We start from the raw sequence: 17,772 nt of genomic DNA, 5'->3' as shown, positions 1-17,772 counted from the left end.
GATCTAGATCCCCCGGCGTGAAGATAGTCTTTCCCCGCCGGTCAGGATGATTATCTAGCCCCCGACCTCCATCCCTTAAAAGGCCTATGCGAATGACCGTCGTCCTCTACGGAATCCCCAACTGCGACACGGTCAAGAAGGCGCGCGTCTGGCTGGATCAGCACGGCGTCGACCATGTGTTCCAGGACTACAAGAAGACCGGCGCCGATGCGGGCAAGCTGGGACAGTGGATCGACGAACACGGCTGGGAGACGGTGCTGAATCGCGCCGGGACCACGTTCAAGAAACTGCCCGAGGCGGACAAGGCAGACCTGGACCGCGACAAGGCCATCGCCCTGATGCTGGCCCAGCCGTCGATGATCAAGCGCCCGGTGCTGGACCTGGGCGACCGGCGCTTGATCGGTTTCAAGCCCGAGGCTTACGCCGCGGCCTTCGACCAGGCCTGAGGCGGCGTCAGTCCTCGACCTCGGTCGCCGGGCGGTCGTGGCCGTCGGCGCGTTCGGTCAGCCATTGGCCGTCGGTGGTCTCGTATTCGATAGAAGCGGTCTCGTCCGGCACCTTCTGTTCGCGCGCGGCGCGGACCGCGGCGGCCTTGGCGGCCTCATGGCTTGAGAAGGTCTCCGAATAGGTGTCCCCCACCTTATAAGCCCAGCCCCCGTCGTGTTCGACGATGCGATAGGTGACTTGGGTCATGGGAGCTCTCCTTCGGGGTCAGGCGGGGACCGTAGCCCGAACCGGCCGCCGCAGGAACAGCAGTTGCAGCGTTACTCCCACGATCAGGACGACGACCAGCGACAGCTGGAAGGCCACGACCAGCGGCGCGGCGGGGCTGGCGGCGATCGGGTCGCCGGCCGGCAGACGCGTCAGGGTCTCGGTCACGCTGGGCAGGAACAGGGTGAAGACGGCGGTGCTCAGCGCCACCGTCTCGATCCACCAGCGGTGGTTCGCCAGCGGCGGGATCGATCCGACCGTCGAGCCGACGACCAGAGATCCTAGGCTGAGGATCGAGATGGCCACGCCCGGCGCGTCCTTGATCACGAGAACGCCCGAGACGGAGCCTATGAACATGAAGATCAGGAAGGCCTTGCCCAGCGGCTTGTCCGGCGGGATGCGCCCGTGCCGGATCAGCAGATAGAGCGCCAGCGGCACGGCCGGCAGGCTGCCCAGGGTGTGAAACCAGCCCAGGGCGGACAGTTGGGGAAGCAGCATCGCGACCTCGCGTGAAAGGTTGGAACCACGTACGCCAGCGAACTGAGCCGAGGATCGCGCGTGCGCCTGCGGCTGTCGAGCTTAGATTTCGACGCGAGGACAGGGCTGAGAAGACGACGCGGGGGGCGCGGCCCGACCTTACAAAGATTTCACCTTGCGCCGCGCATCCGTGAGCTCATCCCGCAGCCTCTTGTGATCAGAAGGCCGCCGCATCAGGCTGTCGCACCCGGATCGAAAGAACATCTCTCATGGACGCCACCCCCATCTTCATCGTTTTCATCATCTTCTCCTCGATCGTCGCGGTCGTCGTCGGGCCGTCTTTCCTCAAGAATCGCGATCGTCGCGAAATGCAGCTGACGGTCCGGCATGCGGTCGACAAGGGCCAGACCCTTCCCCCCGAACTGATCGACGCCATGACCAAGGACGTGCAGAAAAACCTGCCGTCGCGCACCAAGGACCTCCGAAAGGGCGTGCTGAGCCTTGCGGGGGGCGCCGGCCTCGCCGGGTTTGCGCTCGTCTTGCAATCCAGCGTCCGCGAATGGGGCGGCAATGGCGAACAGGCTTTGCTCGGCCTCGCCTGTATCCCGATCGCCATCGGCGTCGCCTTCATCATCCTCGGCTTCTTCAACCCCAACAAGGCCTGAAGTCGGCCTGAGGGGGGTGAGGTCATGAGCAAATCCTTGCGCGATCTCCACGACGTCGAGCTGGCCGCCCAGGCGGCGGCTGGCGGGCGGCGGGAGTATGGCGAACTGGTCCGCCGGCACGGGTCGGCGGTCCGGGGCCTGTTGCGCCGCATGGGCGCCGCCCCGTCCCTGGCCGACGACGTGGCGCAGGACGCCTTTCTGCAAGGGTTCCAGCGCTGTTCGGAATTCCGGGGGCAGGGGACCTTCGCGGGATGGATCAAGAAGATCGCCGCGCGCCTCTATCTGAAGCGCGTCGCCCGAGAGGCCCGCTATGTCGCGGAAGTCGAAGCCGAAGAGGCCGATGTGGTCGTCGATCAGGCGGGGAGCATGGATCTGGACGAGGCCTTGAAGACGCTCGGCGAGACTGAGCGGGTCTGTGTTTCCCTGTGCCACGGCGCGGGGATGTCCCATCCCGAAATCGCGGCGGCCATGAATTTGCCGCTCGGCACGGTGAAGTCACATGTCAAACGTGGTCTGGATAAACTCCGCGCCCGGCTTCAGCCGGCGGCGGCATCAGGCGGGAGGTCGACCCATGTCGGCGGATGAATTCGATCCCATGATCGAGCGGCTGTTCGCACAGAACCCGCGACTGGCTGACGAGGCCCTGTTTCTGGCCACCGTTCAGGCCAGCATGGAGAAGCGGTCGCGTTGGCGGACCCTGGCCCTGACGGCGGCCGGCCTGTTCGGCGGCGTTCTGGCGGTGCGCGAGGGGGTCAATTTCAACTTCTCCACCGACGGCGAGACCACTCTGTCGCAAGGCATGCGAACGGCGGCCGCCGCGGCCCAGGGCGCGGCTCAGTCCAGCCTGGACGGTTTGGGCGTGGGGTCGTTCGACCTGATGGACGGCTCGGGCATGATGGCCTTCTGGATCGTGGCCGGGGCGGTCTTCGCCGTTCTGGCTGCGGGCCTGGTGAAGCTGTCGCAGGAGGTGTGAGGGTGACTCGGGCGGTCGGCGCGCCTATCTGACCCGCTTCACGTCAGGAGGCCCGCGATGTCCGTTCATGTCCAGGAGACCGTCAAACGCATCTCCGTGCCCGATATCGCCGGTCGCAAGGGCGGCGAGCCCATCGTCTGTCTGACGGCCTATGACGCCCCTATGGCGGGCCTGCTGGATCCACACTGCGATGTGCTTCTGGTTGGCGACAGTGTGGGCATGGCGGTGCACGGCCTGCCGAACACCGTGGGCGTGACGCTGGAAATGATGATCCTGCACGGCCAGGCGGTGGTGCGGGGTTCGCGCCGAGCCCTGGTGGTCGTCGACATGCCGTTCGGCGCCTACGAAGGAAGTCGGGAGGCCGCCTACGACGCCTGCGTTCGGGTGATGAAGGAGACCGGCGCCCAGGCGGTGAAGCTGGAGACCAGCATCGAACTGGCCGAGATCGTCGCCTTCCTGGTCAAACGCGGCATTCCCGTCATGGGCCATGTGGGCCTGCGTCCCCAGGCGATTCTGGCCGAGGGCGGTTTCAGGGCCAAGGGCCGCACCGACGTCGAGCGCGACCGTGTCATGGCGGAAGCAAAGGCCACAGCCGAGGCCGGCGCCTTCTGCATCGTCATCGAGGGGGTGGCCGAATCGCTGGCCCGCGATATCACCGAGAGCCTGGACGTCCCCACCATCGGCATCGGCGCCTCGGCCGCCTGCGACGGTCAGGTTCTGGTGGTCAACGACATGCTGGGCCTGTTCGACTGGACCCCGAAATTCGTCCGCAAATACGCCGATCTGCGCACCGAGATCGACCGCGCCGCCGCCGCTTTCGCCAATGATGTGAAAACCCGCCGTTTTCCTGCCGAAGTCGAGACCTACTTCTCGAAAAAGCCGGCTTCGCAGTAACGGAACGACGTTGCGGGCGGGGAGCCGACCTTCTAGGGTCCGCGCCGGTTTGCTTTTAGCGATTTTGGGGCGACGTTTCAGTGGTTGATGTCTTCGAACAGGTCGAGGAGGAGCTTCGCTCCGACCGGTACAAGCGCCTGGCCCGCACCTGGCTGCCCGTCGCGGGCGTGGTCCTGGTGGTCGCCCTGGTCGCCGCCCTGGGCTGGTGGGGCTGGGACAGCCTGAATTCGAGCAAGGCCGCCAAGGCCGCCGAAGCCTATGATCGCGGCATGGAGGCCCTGCGCGCCGACAAGCCCGCCGAGGCCCGTCTGGCCTTCGAGGAAGCGATCAAGGAAGGCAACGGCGCCTACAAGGTTCTGGCCCTGCAGCAGCAGGCCGGTCTGGCCGTGACCGCCGACAAGATTCCCGACGCCGTCCGCCTGTTCGACGAGGCCGCCAAGGCGTCGAGCGATCCGATCCTGTCGGACCCGCCCGCCCTGAAGGCCGCCTTCCTGGTCATGGACACCGCCCCCCTGGCCGATATCGAGGCCCGGCTGACGCCGCTGGCCGAGGACGATCGTCCGCTGCACGCCTTCGCCCAGGAAGCCCTGGCCCTGGCCCGTCTGCAACACGGCAAGGTCAAGGAAGCCCGCGAGGCTCTGGTCCTGCTGCAACTGGGCCAGGACGTGCCCGACGACGTGCGCCAGCGCGCCAATATCGCCGTCGCCACCATCGACGCCGGCACGGCGGGCGCGCTCAAGGACATCGCCGCCGCGGCCAAGACGGCGACCCCGCCCGCCGCCGGCGCAGCGAATGCGTCGACCACGGCCGCTCCGAGCCAACAGTGACGACCCCTTACAGGACGCCCCCGATGAACCGAGTTCTGAAAGTCGCGCTGATCTGCGGCGTCGCCACGACCATGGCCTCCTGCGGCGCGGTCAGCCGCAACCTGCCCTTCGGTCTGGGCAAGAAGGACGATCCCGGCGCGACCGCCTCCGCCGGCGACCGGATCTCGGTGCTGGAGTTCGAACAGCAGCTGACGCCGTCGGCCGCCCTGTCGGGCCGCAGCTTCTTCCTGCCGGGTCCCCAGGCCGCGACGGCCTGGACCCAGCCGGGCGGAACGGCGGAGAACCTGGTCGAACATGTGATCGCCGCTCCCGACTTCCGGGTCGCCTGGAAGCGCGACATCGGCGAGGGTTCGGCCCGTGTCGGCAACGTCATGGCGCCGATCGTCGCCGCTGACGGCAAGATCTTCGTTCTGGACGGCGAATCCACCGTGTCGGCCGTCTCCGCCGACACCGGCGCCATCCTGTGGAAGGCCAACGTCAAGGACGCGGACCGTGACCGCAACGGCGGCTTTGGCGGCGGCGTGGCCGTCGCGGGCGGCAAGGTCTTCGTCTCGTCCGGCTATCGCTCCGTGACCGCCCTCGACGCCGCAACCGGCGCGGTCGTCTGGACCCAGCCGGTCGATTCCCCGATCCATGGCGCGCCGACGGTGGCCGGGTCGCACGTCTTCGTCGTCGATGTCGACAGCCAGTTGTTCGCCTTCGACGTCAACACCGGCGCCCAGGACTGGACCTATCGCGGCATCGCCGAGCCGGCGCGCGTGATGCGGGCCTCCAGCCCGGCCGTCACCGGCAATACGGTCATCGCCCCCTTCTCGTCGGGCCAACTCGTCGCGCTCAGCGCCCTGAACGGCCAGCCGCTGTGGGAAGAGACCCTGTCGCGCACCAGCCGCACCAGCGCCCTGTCGGAGGTTCGCGACGTCGCCGGCCGTCCGGTCGTCAGCCGCGGCATGGTCTATGGCGTCAGCCACTCGGGCGTCCTGTCGGCTCTGGACCTGCGGTCCGGCCAGCCCAAGTGGCAACTGCCGATCACCGGCGTGAACGCGCCCCTGCCGGTCGGCGACGTGGTCTTCGTCGTTTCCAAGTCGGGTCAACTGGTCACCGTCAACCGCGATACCGGCCAGATCTACTGGACCCGCGAACTGAACGACGGACGGTCGCGCAAGGTCGGCGGCTTCCTGCGCTTCGGTCGTCGCACCATCTATCCGCAATGGTCGGGTCCGCTGCTGGCCTCCAACCGTCTGGTGATGGTCAATTCCTATGGCGAGGCCGTGGCCTTCGACCCGAAGACCGGCGAGGCCCAGGCCACGCTGAACCTGGGCGCGCCCGCCTATATCGCTCCCGCCGCCTACAACGGCGCCCTGTATGTGCTGACCGACAATGGTCAGCTGATCTGCATCCGCTGACTTTTCAGCCCGAATTACGCTAGAAAGCCGACATGGCTCTTAAGGTCGCCATCGTCGGCCGCCCCAATGTGGGCAAGTCGACCCTGTTCAATCGCCTCGTCGGCAAGCGCCTTGCGCTGGTCGACGATCGCCCCGGCGTGACGCGCGACCGGCGCTACGCCGACGGCAATATCGGCGACATGGATCTGACGCTGATCGACACGGCGGGCTACGAGGACGTCACCGACGACAGCCTGGAAGCCCGGATGCGCGAGCAGACCGAGGCCGCGCTCGATGACGCCGAACTGGTCATGTTCATGATGGACGCCCGTGAAGGCGTAACCTCGCTGGACCGGATCTTCGCCGAGCGCCTGCGCAAGGTGCACAAGCCCATCATCCTGCTGGCCAACAAGTCCGAGAGCCGCGAAAGCGGCGGCGGCGTCGGCGAGGCGCACGCCCTGGGCTTCGGCGAGCCGGTCGCCATCTCGGCCGAGCACGGCGAGGGGATGGCCGACCTGTACAAGGCCATCCGCGCCGCCTCCGAAGACATCTTCATCGAAGAGATCGACGAGCCGGACAAGCCGATCCGCATCGCCGTCATCGGCCGCCCCAACGCCGGCAAGTCCACCCTGATCAACCGTCTGATCGGCGACGACCGCCTGCTGACCGGGCCGGAAGCGGGCATCACCCGCGACTCCATTTCGGTCGACTGGACGTTCGAGGGCAAGAACATCCGTCTGGTCGATACGGCGGGCATGCGTCGCAAGGCGCGGGTGCAGGAGAAGCTGGAGAAGCTGTCGGTCGCCGACACCATCCGCGCCATCACCTTTGCCGAAGTCGTCATCCTGATGATGGACAAGGACGACGCCTTCGACACTCAGGACCTGCAGCTGGCCGACCTGGTCGAGCGCGAAGGCCGCGCCCTGGTCTATGTCGCGTCGAAATGGGACCTGGAAGACGAGCCCCAGGCTCGCATGGCCAAGCTGAAAGCCATGGCCGAGGACAAGCTGCCTCAGCTGAAGGGCTCGCCGTTCGTGGCCCTGTCCTCGCACTCGGGCCGTGGCGTCGAACGCCTGATGCCCGCCGTGCTTCAGGCCTATGACACCTGGTCGGTCAAGGTGAAGACCAAGGACCTGAACACCTGGCTGTCCATGGCCACCCAGCGGCACCCGCCTCCCGCCGTGGACGGCAAACGGATCAAGCCGAAATACATCGCCCAGACCAAGGCCCGTCCGCCGACCTTCGTGCTGATGGCCAATCGCGCCGAGTCGATGCCGGAGCATTACAAGCGCTATCTGGTCAATTCGATCCGCGAGAGCTTCGACCTGCCCGGCACGCCCATCCGCCTGGACGTCAAGTCCAGCGGCGTGAACCCTTATGCCGAGGGCGGCGCCAAGTCCGGTCCCGAACGCTACAAGGGCGACGCCAAGACCGCGCCCCGCCGGGTCAAGAAGGCCGAGAAGGAAGAGGCCCTGTCCAAACTGCCCGGCAAGGCGCTGGAGCAGAAAAAGACCCGCAAGGCCCAGCCCAAGGTCCTGGGCGGTCTGAAGTCCAGCGCGTCCAAGAAGGCGGGCTCGTCGGTGGCGGTTCAGAAGGGCGCCCGCGGCGGCGCCCGCCAGGTCTCGCGCTCCGGCCGTATCCGCACCGGCCAAAAGGGCGGCGCCAAGAAGTGACGCCATGAGCGCGGTCGAGCCTGTCCTTCCCGACCGGCCGACCTCGCGTTGGCTGATCCTGGACGGGCAGGGGCGGGTGCTGCTGTTCCGTTTCGCCTTCCTCGAGGGCCCCATCGCCGGCTCCGAATTCTGGGCCACACCCGGCGGCGGCGTCGATCCGGGCGAGACCTATGAGGACGCCGCCCGCCGCGAACTGTTCGAGGAGACCGGCCTGACCGTCGCCGATCCCGGTCCGCAGGTGGCGCGCCGCCGGGTCAGCTTCCGCCTGCCGGACGGCCGCATGGCCGATGTGGATCAGAGATTCTTCCTGTTGCGCGCCGAGGCTTTCGCCCTGTCCTCCAGCGGCTGGACCGAGGAGGAACAGCGCGTCCTGGCCGAACACCGCTGGTGGAGCGCCGCCGAAATCCGCGCCTCCGCCGAGACCGTCTGGCCCGACGATCTGGCCGACATCATCGAAGGACTGATGGTGGAGCAGGGGGCGCAACCGGGTTAAGATGGGGCCTTCTCGGAGGTGGCCTATGCTTACCCTTATCGCCGCCGTCCTGATCGCCCAGAGCCCCGTCGCGCCCGCGGACTGCGCCGAGGCCATGACGACGCCCCAGATCAACGCCTGCGCCGCCCGGGATCTGGCGGCGGAGACCGAGCGGATGGAAACCTACCTCGCCGCCGCGCGCCGAAAGGCTTTGGCCGACGACCAGGGCGCGAGCGACAACGGGCCGGCGTCTTCCCAGCGCGCCTATCTGGACAACGGCCAGACCGCCTGGGTCGCTTACAGGGACATTGTCTGTAACGGCGTCTACAACCGTTGGAGCGGCGGCACGATCCGCACCCTCATGGCCCTGAGCTGCAGCACCCGAATGACCCGGGAGCGGACCCAGGTGATCTGGCGCGACTTCCTGACCTACGCTGACGCGACGCCCCCGATCCTGCCTGAGCCCGTAGGTCCAGCGTCTCCTCCTGCAAAATAGCGGGTTCAGACCGCCAGAGCGTCGCTCGCCGTCAGGCCTTCGCGCATTCGCGCCGCGTCGCGGCCGGGGGGCAGGCCGAACTGGCGAGCGTATTCGCGGCTGAACTGCGAGGGGCTGTCATAGCCGACGGCGAATCCCGTCTCGGCCGCGCCGTCGCCGCCGCTCAGAAGACGGGCGCGCGCCTCCCGCAGCCGCACCTGTTTGTGAAACTGCAGCGGGCTCATGGTCGTCACGGTGCGGAAATGCCGGTGGAAGGTCGACAGGCTCATCCCCGCCATGTCCGACAGCTCTTCGATCCGCATCGGACGGGCGTAATTGGCGCGGATCCAGCGGATGGCGCGGTTGACGCCCGACAGGCGGCTTTCGGTCGAGCCGATCTGACGGACGGTGGCGGCGTGTCGGCTGTGGAGCAGGCGCCAGACCAGTTCGCGCTCGATCATCGGCGTCATCACGGCGATCTCGCCGGGTCGATCCAGAAGGCGCAACAGGCGGGCCATGGGCTCCAGCAATTCGTCTTCCAGGCGGGTCACACGGATTCCTGTCGGCGGCGGCTGATCCGAGGCGGCGGGGGCTTCGATCTCCAGCATCAGGTCGGCGATGGTCGCGGGGTTCAGGTCGAAGCTGAGGGCGCGATAGGGCGCCTCGACGATGCTGCCGCACACCGGCAGTTCCGCCGACACCACCAGACAGTCTCCGGCCCGATAGGAATAGACCGTCTCGCCCAGGATCGTCTTTTTGGCGCCGCACACCACCAGGCACAGCATGGGATCATAGGCCACGGCGATCATCCGCGTCTGCGTGTCGCTGCCATACAGGCGCAGGCCAGGCACGGCGGAGCGCGACAGGTCCGGCGGCGCATGGCGCGCGATGATGTCGGTCATTTCGGGCAAGAGGCTCATGGACGCATCCAACGCCCGTCGTCGCGTGCGCGCAAGCCGATGGGCGGAGTTTGACAGGATTGTGCAAGAGAACGCCCGGATCGCTCTAACGCTGTGCGGCTGAAACGGCGTCTTCTCCGCCTCGTCAGACAGAGGAGACTTCCCATGACACCTACCACTCAAAAGACCTGGCTCGTCACCGGCGCGGCCCGGGGACTGGGCGCCGGCATCGCCCGCGCCGCACTGGACGCCGGCGACCGCGTCGTCGTCGCGGGGCGAAACCGCGACGCCCTGATCAAGGCGTTCGGCCCCGACAGCGACAACGTCCTGTCCGTGGCTCTAGACGTCACAGACACGGCCGCCATCGACGCCGCTGTGGAGGCGGCCATGGCCCGTTTTGGCCGTATCGACGTCCTGGTCAACAATGCCGGTTATGGCCACCTCGGCATCTTCGAGGAGACGACCAGCCACGACGCGCGCATCCAGTTCGACACCAATGTCTTCGGCCTGTTCGACATGACCCGCGCCGTCCTGCCGGTCATGCGGGCCCAGGGTTCGGGGCATGTGTTCAACATCTCGTCCGTGGGGGGCATGGTCGGCGGGGCGTCCGGCGCGATCTATTGCGCATCCAAATTCGCCGTCGAGGGCTTCAGCGAGTCGATCGCCCAGGAGGTCAGCCCCTTTGGCGTCCATGTCACCATCGTCGAGCCGGGCTTCTTCCGCACCGACTTCCTGGACGCCTCCTCGGTCGTCTACGCCGCCCATCCCATCGCCGACTACGCCCAGGCCTCGGCCGCGCTTCGCGAATTCTATGAGGCGCGCAGTCATAACCAGGCGGGGGATCCGGCAAGACTGGGTCAGGCTCTGGTGGCCCTGTCCAATGCCGAAAATCCGCCCGTGCGATGGGCCGCCGGGACGGACGCCCTGGGCATGATCGAGGGCAAGATCGCCGGTCTGACGACGGAGCTGGAGGCCTGGCGCGACCTGTCCGCCTCCACCGACGGCGACTTCGCTTTCCGTGAGGAACCGGGCGCCAGCGCCTGGGGCTGACCCCGGCCTAGACCAGGGCTTCCGTCGTCGGCGCGTCCCGCCAGTCGCGGAACCTGACCGTCGGCGGCGGCGTCAGGTCTGCGCGCGCCAGTTCCACCATCAGGGACCCGATCTCCGAAGGATGGGGCAGGGTCTGAGGGTCTTCGCCCGGGAAGGCCTGGGCGCGCATGGCGGTGCGCATCCGGCCGGGGTCGACGATGCTGACGCGGATCGGGGTGCTCTCCACCTCGTCCGCCCAGGCCTTCATCAGGGCCTCGGCCCCGGCCTTGGTCGCCGCGTACATGCCCCAGAAGGCGCGGGGCGTGGCGGCGACGCTGGAGGTCAGATGGATGACCCGCCCGGCGTCCGAGGCGCGCAGCAGCGGCTCAAGCGAGCGGATCAGCCGATAGACGCCGGTGAAATTCACCTTCTCCACCTTGGCGAATTCGCGCGGATCGGCGTGGGCCACGGGCGTCAGGCCTGACGGCCCCATGGTCGCCGCCGCCTGGACCCAGACGTCCAGCCGCTTGAACCGTTCGAAGATGGCGCCGCCCAGCCGGTCGATGCCGCCGCCGTCCACCAGGTCGAACGGGACCAGGGTCGCGTGCTTGCCGGTGGCGGCGAATATGGCGTCGTCCAGCTCTTCCAGCCCGCCCTGGGTCCGCGCCGTCGCGACGACGTGGGCGCCGGCCCTGGCCAGGGCCAGAGCGCTCTCATAGCCTATGCCGCGCGAGGCGCCGACGACGAGTGCGATACGATCAGAGAGCGGAAGTTCAGACATAGGCCTGATTAGCGCGCGTCAGACGCAACCGCAAAGCCCATCAGGCCGGCGGCGACCACAGGCCGAAACTGACGCCCTGGTCGTCGCAGACGATGGCGTTGCGGCCTGATGCGGCATCGGCTGGCATGGAGGCCCGACCGCCCAGTTCCGTCACCCGCCTGCAGGCGGCGTCCACGTCGGCCACCTGGAAGAACAGGTGCGAAAAATCCTTCTTCTCGCCCTTCACTATGCCGAATGCGGTTTCCCCCTCGGCGCCGGCCGCCCGCACATGGGTATAGGTCGGAGTGTCATGCTCGAACGTCCAGCCGAACAGACCGGCGTAGAAGGTCTGGGCCCTCTCGACGTCGGGCGTCTCCATGAAGAAGTAGCCGAGCCGGTTTTTCATGCTGTTCTAAGCGCTCCAGTCGGCGTTCAGTTTCCGCCGACCAGCGCCTTGGCGATCCAGTAGGCGGCTGTTGCGGCCAATAGGATGGCGATCAGGCCCACACCCAGCCAGAGCGCCGAGGGGAGGGTCGTTTTGCGTATGGCCCGCCACGTCATTCCAATACCCAGCCCGCAGACCAATCCCGCAATGCCGGAAGGTGATTGGGCGGCCTCATGTTGAACGAGAAACAGATTGAGGCCGCAGAGCAGTGCGACGATGGCCAGTAGGCGACGGATGAGCCGGGCCAGAAAGGCCGGGCCGTCGCCAGATTGCTCTCTTTGGGCAAGGTTGTGCGCCATAAACCTCAGGGTATCAGGCGCTCACCAAAAGTGAAAGTTGCCGCGCCGAAAACTCCCGGCCGCCTTCCTCGATCTCGCGATCCAGCAGGCGGGTGGGATAGTCGCCGGTGAAATAGTGGTCGGTGAACTGCGGATGGGCGTTGTTGCGGCCCGTCTCGCCCATCGCCTGATACAGGCCGTCGATGGACAGGAAGCCCAGCGAATCGACCTCCAGCATCTCGCGCATCTCTTCCAGCGTCTTGTTGGCGGCCAGCAGTTGCGCCCGCTCCGGCATGTCGATGCCGTAGAAGTCGGGGAACAGGATCTGCGGGCTGGCCGAACGCAGGTGAACCTCCTTGGCCCCCGCCGCGCGCACGGCCCGGACCAGTTTGACCGAGGTGGTGCCGCGCACGATGGAGTCGTCGATCAGGACGACCCGCTTGCCTTCCAGGGCCGACTTGTTGGGGCTGTGCTTCATCCGCACGCCCTTTTGACGGGCGCCCTGGCTGGGCTGGATGAAGGTTCGGCCCAGATAGTGGCTGCGAATGATGCCCATCTCGTAGGGGATGCCGCTTTCCTGGGCGTAGCCCAGGGCGGCCGGCACGCCCGAGTCGGGCACGGGCACGACGATGTCGGCGTCCACGCCCAGTTCGCGGGCCAAGCCCCGGCCCATCGCCTTGCGGACCTCATAGACCGAGCGGCCGTTCACGACCGAGTCCGGGCGCGAGAAATAGACGTATTCGAACAGGCAGGGGCGGGCGGCGCGGGCCGGGAAGGGCTTGATCGATTCCACGCCGTTGTCGTCGATGACCACGACCTCGCCGTGTTCGACGTCGCGCACGAAGGTCGCGCCCATCATGTCCAGGGCGCAGGTCTCGGACGCCAGCACCCAGCCGTCGCCGATCTGGCCCAGCACCAGCGGGCGGATGCCCAGCGGGTCGCGGGCGCCGATCATCTTGTGGCGGGTCTGGGCGACCAGGGCGTATCCGCCCTCGATCCGCGCCAGGGCGTCGATGAAGCGGTCGACGATCTTGGCCTTACGGCTGCGGGCGATCAGGTGGAGGATGACTTCCGAGTCCGATGTCGACTGGAAGATGGCGCCTTCGCTGACCAGCTGGCTGTGCAGGAACTTGAAATTGGTCAGATTGCCGTTGTGGGCGATGGCGATGCCGCCCTGGTCCAGATCGGCGAACATCGGCTGGATGTTACGCAGAAAGCTGCCGCCGGCGGTGGAATAGCGCGTGTGGCCCACGGCCGCGCGGCCGGGCATGCGGGTCATCAGGTCGGCGCCGCCGAAGGCCTCGCCCACCAGACCCTGGTGCCGCTCGGTGTAGAAGCGATCTTCCTTGATGCTGGCGATGCCGCAGGCTTCCTGGCCCCGGTGTTGCAGGGCGTGCAGGCCCAGGGCCACGACAGCCGACCCCTCGTCCTCGTCGGCGCCCCAGACGCCGCAGACGCCGCACTCCAGCCGCAGCTGGTCATCCTCCGGCTCGCGCCAGTGCTCGCGGTGAACGACGGGATCGGCGATATGGTGGCGCATCGTGGGGCTCCGATGACCGGGGAAACTTAAGGGGCGGCTTCGCGCGGCGAGTTAGTCTTGGATTGCGTCGAGGGCAAGGCTTCGTCGTCCGAAAATCCTTTGCGCACGGACGAATCGACGACGGGTGTGATCGCATCGACCCCCCGGCCTATGCCGGGCAGGACTATCTGGATGGCCCGGGCCCCCACGGCGCTGACCTTGTAAAGGGCCGCTTCGCTGAGCCAGCGCGGCGTCCGTTCGCCCGGCATGGCGGCGACGATGACCAGATGGATGGCCCCCAACAGCACCAAGGCCCGGCCCGCGCCGACGAAGACGCCGATGAACCGATCGACCCCGCCCAGCTGCGGATGGGCCTGGGCGCGCTTCGACAGGAAGGATCCGAAGATGCGGATGCCGAAATAGACGATGAAGAAGGCGACCACCGCCGCCAGTATGGTCCCGGCCCAGTCAGGATTGACCAGGGCGCGTCCCAGAAGCGCCGTCCACGGCAGGGTCACCAGGGCGACCAGGGCCGCCAGCAGGGCGCTGAGCAGGGTGATGACCTCGCGCACCCCGCCGCGCACCCAGCCGGCCGCTGCGGAGAACAGGATCACCACGATGGCGAAGACGTCGTAACCGGTCACTCAGGGGTCCAGGCGGCTGTTGCGCTTGTCTAATAGCGGTTTTGCGAGATTCGTTCGACCACATCCGTCAATCGCGTCGCGGATGTCACCTTCACCCCCTTGGTCTTGACCGTCAGGGTCGGACCCAGCACCTGGTCGAAGCCCAGTTTCTGCGCCTCGCGCAGTCGCGCCTCGGCCCGACCGACGCTGCGCACCTCGCCCGACAGGCCGATCTCGCCGAAGACGACGCAGCCCTGGGGCAGGGGCATGTCCAGGGCCGAACTGATCAGGGCCGCCGCCGCCGCCAGGTCGGCCGCGGGCTCGTTGATCCGCAGGCCGCCCGCCACGTTCAGATAGACGTCCTTGTCGCCGAACCCCAGGCCGCAGCGCGCCTCCAGCACCGCCAGCAGCATGGCCAGACGACCCGAGTCCCAGCCCACCACCGCCCGCCGCGGCGTGCCATAGGCGGACGGCGCCACCAGGGCCTGCATCTCGACCAGCACCGGTCGCGACCCCTCGATCCCGGCGAAGACGGCGGCGCCCGGCGCTCGCTCCTTGCCCTCGCCCAGGAACAGGGCGGACGGATTGGCCACTTCGCGCAGGCCGCTGTCGCCCATTTCGAACACCCCGATCTCGTCGGTGGCCCCGAACCGGTTCTTGCCGGCGCGCAGGATGCGGAACGGATAGCCGCGCTCGCCCTCGAAGGTCATGACGGCGTCCACCAGGTGTTCGACCACGCGCGGCCCCGCCACCTGGCCGTCCTTGGTCACATGGCCGACCAGGATCACCGCCACGCTTTGGGTCTTGGCCAGCCGCACCATTTCGCCGGCGCAGGCCCGGACCTGGGTGATCGAGCCCGGCCCGCTCTCATGCACGTCGGACCACAGGGTCTGGATCGAATCGACGATGACGATGTCGAACTGTTCGCGCTTCAGCGTGCCCAGAATGTCGCGCAGGGCCGTCGCCGCCGCCAGATTGACCGGCGCCTGCTCCAGCCCCATCCGCTTGGCCCGCGCCCGGATCTGTTCGACCGCCTCCTCGCCCGAAATATAGGCGATGCGCGACCCGCGCAGGGCCGCCTTGGCCGCCACCTCCAGCAGCAGGGTCGACTTGCCCACCCCCGGATCGCCGCTCAGCAGAATGGCCGAGCCGGGCACCACGCCGCCGCCGCAGACCCGGTCGAACTCGGCCACGCCCGTGGTCAGGCGCGGCGGCTCGGGGGTGTCGGATTGAAGCGTCTCGAACTGCAGACCCCGTCCGCGCGCCGAGGCGGCCGCCGACGGCTTGATCGCGCCGGGGGGCGCCGACCGGCTCTCTTCGCTCAGGGTGTTCCACTGTCCGCACGACGAACACTGGCCCGACCATTTGCCGTGGACCGTGCCGCAGGACTGACAGACATAGAGGGCGGAATCGCGAGCCATGGACTTCCTTAGCAGGGCGGAGGGCGCGACCGTATCGCCCAGGTCTGCGTCAGTTCCGGTCGCAGTCTTCGGTATGGAGGCGTTCCACGCGGGGCCTGATCCCGGTCAAGAGTTCATAACTGACCGTCCCGGCCGCGGCCGCAGCCTCGTCCAGCAGCCGATTGGCGCCGAACAGTTCCACGCGGTCGCCGACGGCCACCTCCAGTCCCGTCACATCCGTGGTGCAGACGTCCATCGACACCTGCCCCAGCAGAGGCCGGGTCTCGCCGGCCACCCAGACCGCGCCGCGTGGCCCGAAGGCGCGCGTCACCCCGTCCGCATAGCCGATGGCGATCACGGCCGCTCGCACCGGACGGTCGGCGACGAAGCCGCGCGCATAGCCGATGCTCTCGCCCGCCGGCACCTCGCGCACCTGCAATACTTCGGCCGACAGGGTGGCCACGGGCGCGATCCGCGCATCCGGCCGACCCTCCGGCCCGCCGCCATACAGACATATGCCCGGCCGCACGGCGTCGAAGGCGAAGTCGCGCCCCAGGAAACATCCGCCGGAGTTGGCCAGCGACCGGGTCACGCCCGGATAACGGGCGGCGGCGGCGGCGAAGGCGTCGCGCTGGCGCCGGTTCATCGGCTGGTCCGGCGTGTTGGCGCAGGCCAGATGGCTCATCACCAGGCCCAGGCCGTCGAAGGGTTCGGGCGCGTCCTCGGGGCGGAAGCCCAGCCGGTTCATGCCGGTGTCGATCTGCAGACCGCAGGCGCCGCCGCCGGCCGCAGTCCAGGTCCGCAGTTGATCGGGATTGTTCAGCACCGGCCGCAGGTCCGCCGCCTTGAGGTCTTGCGCCGTCTCTCCGGCGCACCCGTCCAGCACATGGATGGCGGGCCCGCCCGAGCCTTCTGGTCCCAGCGCCGCCCTCAAGGCCACGCCCTCGGCCGCTCGTGCGACGAAGAAACTGCGCGCCCCCTCGGCCATCAGCCGGGTCGCGCAGGCGGCGGCGCCCAGTCCATAGGCGTCGGCCTTGACCACCGGATAGACAGGCGCGCCGGCGACGGTTTCCAGGGTGCGAAAGTTGCGCGCCAGGGCGCTCAGATCGACGGACAGCAAGGCGGGGGAGGGCATGGGGCCCTTATGGCGCAAGTTTCCGGCGATGGAAGGGCTCAGTCCTCGTCGGCGAACGGCGGCGGCAGTTGGCCGGACTTGAAGATGATGGTCGGATGCTCGTCATAATCGCCCATCTCGGTATCCGCCGAGACGGAGAAGGCCACCACGCCCAGCCGCAGCGGCGCCAGGCGCTCGGCCTTGCGGCGCGCCTCCTCGGCGTCCTTGCAGCCGACCTGTGGCTCGGCCCTCAGGGCCTTCCCGCGGCCCTGGACATAGGTCTGGAGGATATAGACGGTTTCGCTGGCCATCCGCACCCAAGGGGCCTGTTCGCGGCCCAGGTCAACCGGCGCGACCCCTATTCGTAGCTGACTTCCTCATAGCCGTGCGCGAGGTTGCCGAAGCGGACAGTCTCGGCGTCGAAGGCCAGTTTGACGATGCCGATGGGGCCGTGGCGTTGCTTGCCGATGACCACCTCGGCCTGGCCTTGCAGCCGGTCCATGTCCTGCTGCCATTGCAGGTGCTCCTCGGTGCCCTCGCGCGGCTCGGCCCGGCCCAGGTAGTAGCTCTCTCGATAGACGAACATCACGCAGTCGGCGTCCTGCTCGATCGAGCCGGATTCGCGCAGGTCGGACAACTGGGGCCGCTTGTCCTCGCGCTGCTCGACCTGACGCGACAACTGCGACAGGGCGATGATCGGCACCGACAGCTCCTTGGCTAGGGCCTTCAGCCCGCCGGTGATCTCGGACACCTCCTGCACCCGGTTCTTCTGGCCGCCGCTGTCGCCGGTCGTGACCAGCTGAAGATAGTCAACGATGATCAGGTCCAGCCCATGCTCCATCCGTTTCAGCCGCCGCGCCCGCGCCGCCAGCTTGGACATGGACAGACCGCCGGTGGCGTCGATGTAGAGGGGGCTCTCGCCGATCTCGACCGCCGCGTCGCGCAGCTTGCCGAAGTCGGTGGCGTCGATCTCGCCCTTGCGCAGCTTGTCCGACGACACGCCCGAGGCGTCGGCCAGGATCCGCATGGCCAGCTGTTCGGCGCTCATTTCCAGCGAATAGAAGGCCACCACCCCGCCGTTGACCGTCTTGCGGCCCTCCGGCGTCGGCTCCCACTGATAGGCGCGGGCCACGTTGAAGGCCATGTTGGTCGCCAG

Annotated in this window: 23 protein-coding genes; 11 read left to right on the top strand and 12 right to left on the bottom strand. The window is 67.8% G+C overall.

Annotation, left to right across the window (positions count from 1 at the left end; genetic code table 11):
- The first annotated feature begins 92 nt into the window (after nt 1-92).
- The gene (locus H2037_RS05590; protein ID WP_292118812.1) at nt 93-446 is read left to right on the top strand and encodes an arsenate reductase; all 354 of its coding nucleotides are present in this window, start codon (nt 93-95) and stop codon (nt 444-446) included.
- Between the two features lie 7 nt (nt 447-453).
- Here H2037_RS05590 and H2037_RS05585 read toward each other — a convergent pair whose 3' ends face one another.
- Nucleotides 454-693 (bottom strand): DUF2188 domain-containing protein, encoded by a 240-nt coding sequence (locus H2037_RS05585; RefSeq protein WP_292118810.1) that lies wholly within the window; start codon nt 691-693, stop codon nt 454-456.
- A gap of 18 nt (nt 694-711) precedes the next feature.
- Nucleotides 712-1,209: a hypothetical protein gene (locus H2037_RS05580; RefSeq protein ID WP_292118807.1), complete on the bottom strand. Its 498-nt coding sequence runs from the start codon at nt 1,207-1,209 to the stop codon at nt 712-714.
- Nucleotides 1,210-1,457: 248 nt separating this feature from the next.
- On the opposite strand from H2037_RS05580, the gene H2037_RS05575 reads away from it, so the two are divergent.
- The 9 genes from H2037_RS05575 (at nt 1,458) to H2037_RS05535 (ending at nt 8,570) form a co-directional block, all read left to right on the top strand.
- Nucleotides 1,458-1,853 carry a DUF6249 domain-containing protein gene (locus H2037_RS05575; protein WP_292118804.1) on the top strand — a complete coding sequence of 132 codons (396 nt, stop codon included), beginning with the start codon at nt 1,458-1,460 and terminating at the stop codon, nt 1,851-1,853.
- A 24-nt stretch (nt 1,854-1,877) separates the two neighbouring features.
- Nucleotides 1,878-2,438, top strand: coding sequence for a sigma-70 family RNA polymerase sigma factor (locus H2037_RS05570; protein WP_292118802.1), 561 nt, complete (start codon nt 1,878-1,880; stop codon nt 2,436-2,438).
- Complete coding sequence (locus H2037_RS05565; protein WP_292118800.1) at nt 2,425-2,826, top strand: hypothetical protein; 402 nt, start codon at nt 2,425-2,427, stop codon at nt 2,824-2,826. The genes H2037_RS05570 and H2037_RS05565 overlap by 14 nt, the downstream gene beginning before the upstream one ends.
- A gap of 57 nt (nt 2,827-2,883) precedes the next feature.
- The gene (gene panB, locus H2037_RS05560) at nt 2,884-3,720 is read left to right on the top strand and encodes a 3-methyl-2-oxobutanoate hydroxymethyltransferase (RefSeq protein ID WP_292118799.1); all 837 of its coding nucleotides are present in this window, start codon (nt 2,884-2,886) and stop codon (nt 3,718-3,720) included.
- A gap of 80 nt (nt 3,721-3,800) precedes the next feature.
- Nucleotides 3,801-4,547, top strand: a complete 747-nt coding sequence (locus H2037_RS05555) for a tetratricopeptide repeat protein (protein ID WP_292118796.1) — start codon at nt 3,801-3,803, stop codon at nt 4,545-4,547.
- 23 nt (nt 4,548-4,570) lie between these two features.
- Entirely contained in the window at nt 4,571-5,950 is a 1,380-nt protein-coding gene (locus tag H2037_RS05550; RefSeq protein ID WP_292118794.1) for a PQQ-binding-like beta-propeller repeat protein, read from the top strand.
- Between the two features lie 32 nt (nt 5,951-5,982).
- Entirely contained in the window at nt 5,983-7,602 is a 1,620-nt protein-coding gene (gene der, locus H2037_RS05545; RefSeq protein WP_292118791.1) for a ribosome biogenesis GTPase Der, read from the top strand.
- Between the two features lie 4 nt (nt 7,603-7,606).
- The gene (locus H2037_RS05540) at nt 7,607-8,095 is read left to right on the top strand and encodes an NUDIX domain-containing protein (RefSeq protein ID WP_292118790.1); all 489 of its coding nucleotides are present in this window, start codon (nt 7,607-7,609) and stop codon (nt 8,093-8,095) included.
- A 25-nt stretch (nt 8,096-8,120) separates the two neighbouring features.
- Nucleotides 8,121-8,570, top strand: a complete 450-nt coding sequence (locus tag H2037_RS05535; RefSeq protein ID WP_292118788.1) for a lysozyme inhibitor LprI family protein — start codon at nt 8,121-8,123, stop codon at nt 8,568-8,570.
- Between the two features lie 5 nt (nt 8,571-8,575).
- Here the strand turns inward: H2037_RS05535 and H2037_RS05530 are convergent, their stop codons facing one another.
- Entirely contained in the window at nt 8,576-9,469 is an 894-nt protein-coding gene (locus tag H2037_RS05530) for an AraC family transcriptional regulator (protein ID WP_292118785.1), read from the bottom strand.
- Between the two features lie 144 nt (nt 9,470-9,613).
- Here H2037_RS05530 and H2037_RS05525 point away from each other — a divergent pair, with 144 nt between their 5' ends.
- Entirely contained in the window at nt 9,614-10,498 is an 885-nt protein-coding gene (locus H2037_RS05525; RefSeq protein ID WP_292118783.1) for an oxidoreductase, read from the top strand.
- A gap of 7 nt (nt 10,499-10,505) precedes the next feature.
- On the opposite strand, the gene H2037_RS05520 is transcribed toward H2037_RS05525, so the two are convergent.
- From H2037_RS05520 to H2037_RS05480, 9 genes are all read right to left on the bottom strand, one after another.
- Nucleotides 10,506-11,258, bottom strand: a complete 753-nt coding sequence (locus tag H2037_RS05520) for an SDR family NAD(P)-dependent oxidoreductase (protein WP_292118781.1) — start codon at nt 11,256-11,258, stop codon at nt 10,506-10,508.
- 40 nt (nt 11,259-11,298) lie between these two features.
- Nucleotides 11,299-11,643 (bottom strand): VOC family protein, encoded by a 345-nt coding sequence (locus H2037_RS05515; RefSeq protein ID WP_292118778.1) that lies wholly within the window; start codon nt 11,641-11,643, stop codon nt 11,299-11,301.
- Between the two features lie 26 nt (nt 11,644-11,669).
- Nucleotides 11,670-11,981, bottom strand: coding sequence for a hypothetical protein (locus H2037_RS05510; RefSeq protein WP_292118777.1), 312 nt, complete (start codon nt 11,979-11,981; stop codon nt 11,670-11,672).
- A 13-nt stretch (nt 11,982-11,994) separates the two neighbouring features.
- Nucleotides 11,995-13,500: an amidophosphoribosyltransferase gene (gene purF, locus H2037_RS05505; RefSeq protein ID WP_292118776.1), complete on the bottom strand. Its 1,506-nt coding sequence runs from the start codon at nt 13,498-13,500 to the stop codon at nt 11,995-11,997.
- 26 nt (nt 13,501-13,526) lie between these two features.
- Nucleotides 13,527-14,123 (bottom strand): CvpA family protein, encoded by a 597-nt coding sequence (locus tag H2037_RS05500; protein ID WP_292118775.1) that lies wholly within the window; start codon nt 14,121-14,123, stop codon nt 13,527-13,529.
- A 29-nt stretch (nt 14,124-14,152) separates the two neighbouring features.
- The gene (gene radA, locus H2037_RS05495) at nt 14,153-15,523 is read right to left on the bottom strand and encodes a DNA repair protein RadA (protein WP_292118774.1); all 1,371 of its coding nucleotides are present in this window, start codon (nt 15,521-15,523) and stop codon (nt 14,153-14,155) included.
- A gap of 49 nt (nt 15,524-15,572) precedes the next feature.
- Nucleotides 15,573-16,637, bottom strand: a complete 1,065-nt coding sequence (gene alr / locus H2037_RS05490) for an alanine racemase (RefSeq protein WP_292118772.1) — start codon at nt 16,635-16,637, stop codon at nt 15,573-15,575.
- A 38-nt stretch (nt 16,638-16,675) separates the two neighbouring features.
- Complete coding sequence (locus tag H2037_RS05485) at nt 16,676-16,927, bottom strand: hypothetical protein (protein ID WP_292118768.1); 252 nt, start codon at nt 16,925-16,927, stop codon at nt 16,676-16,678.
- A gap of 47 nt (nt 16,928-16,974) precedes the next feature.
- Nucleotides 16,975-17,772 (bottom strand): DnaB-like helicase C-terminal domain-containing protein (locus H2037_RS05480; RefSeq protein ID WP_292118766.1); only part of this gene is annotated, 798 nt, incomplete at its 5' end.

Source organism: Brevundimonas sp. (assembly GCF_013912065.1).
In the GTDB taxonomy this organism is placed as follows: domain Bacteria; phylum Pseudomonadota; class Alphaproteobacteria; order Caulobacterales; family Caulobacteraceae; genus Brevundimonas.
This window is presented reverse-complemented; position numbering and strand designations above follow the sequence as displayed.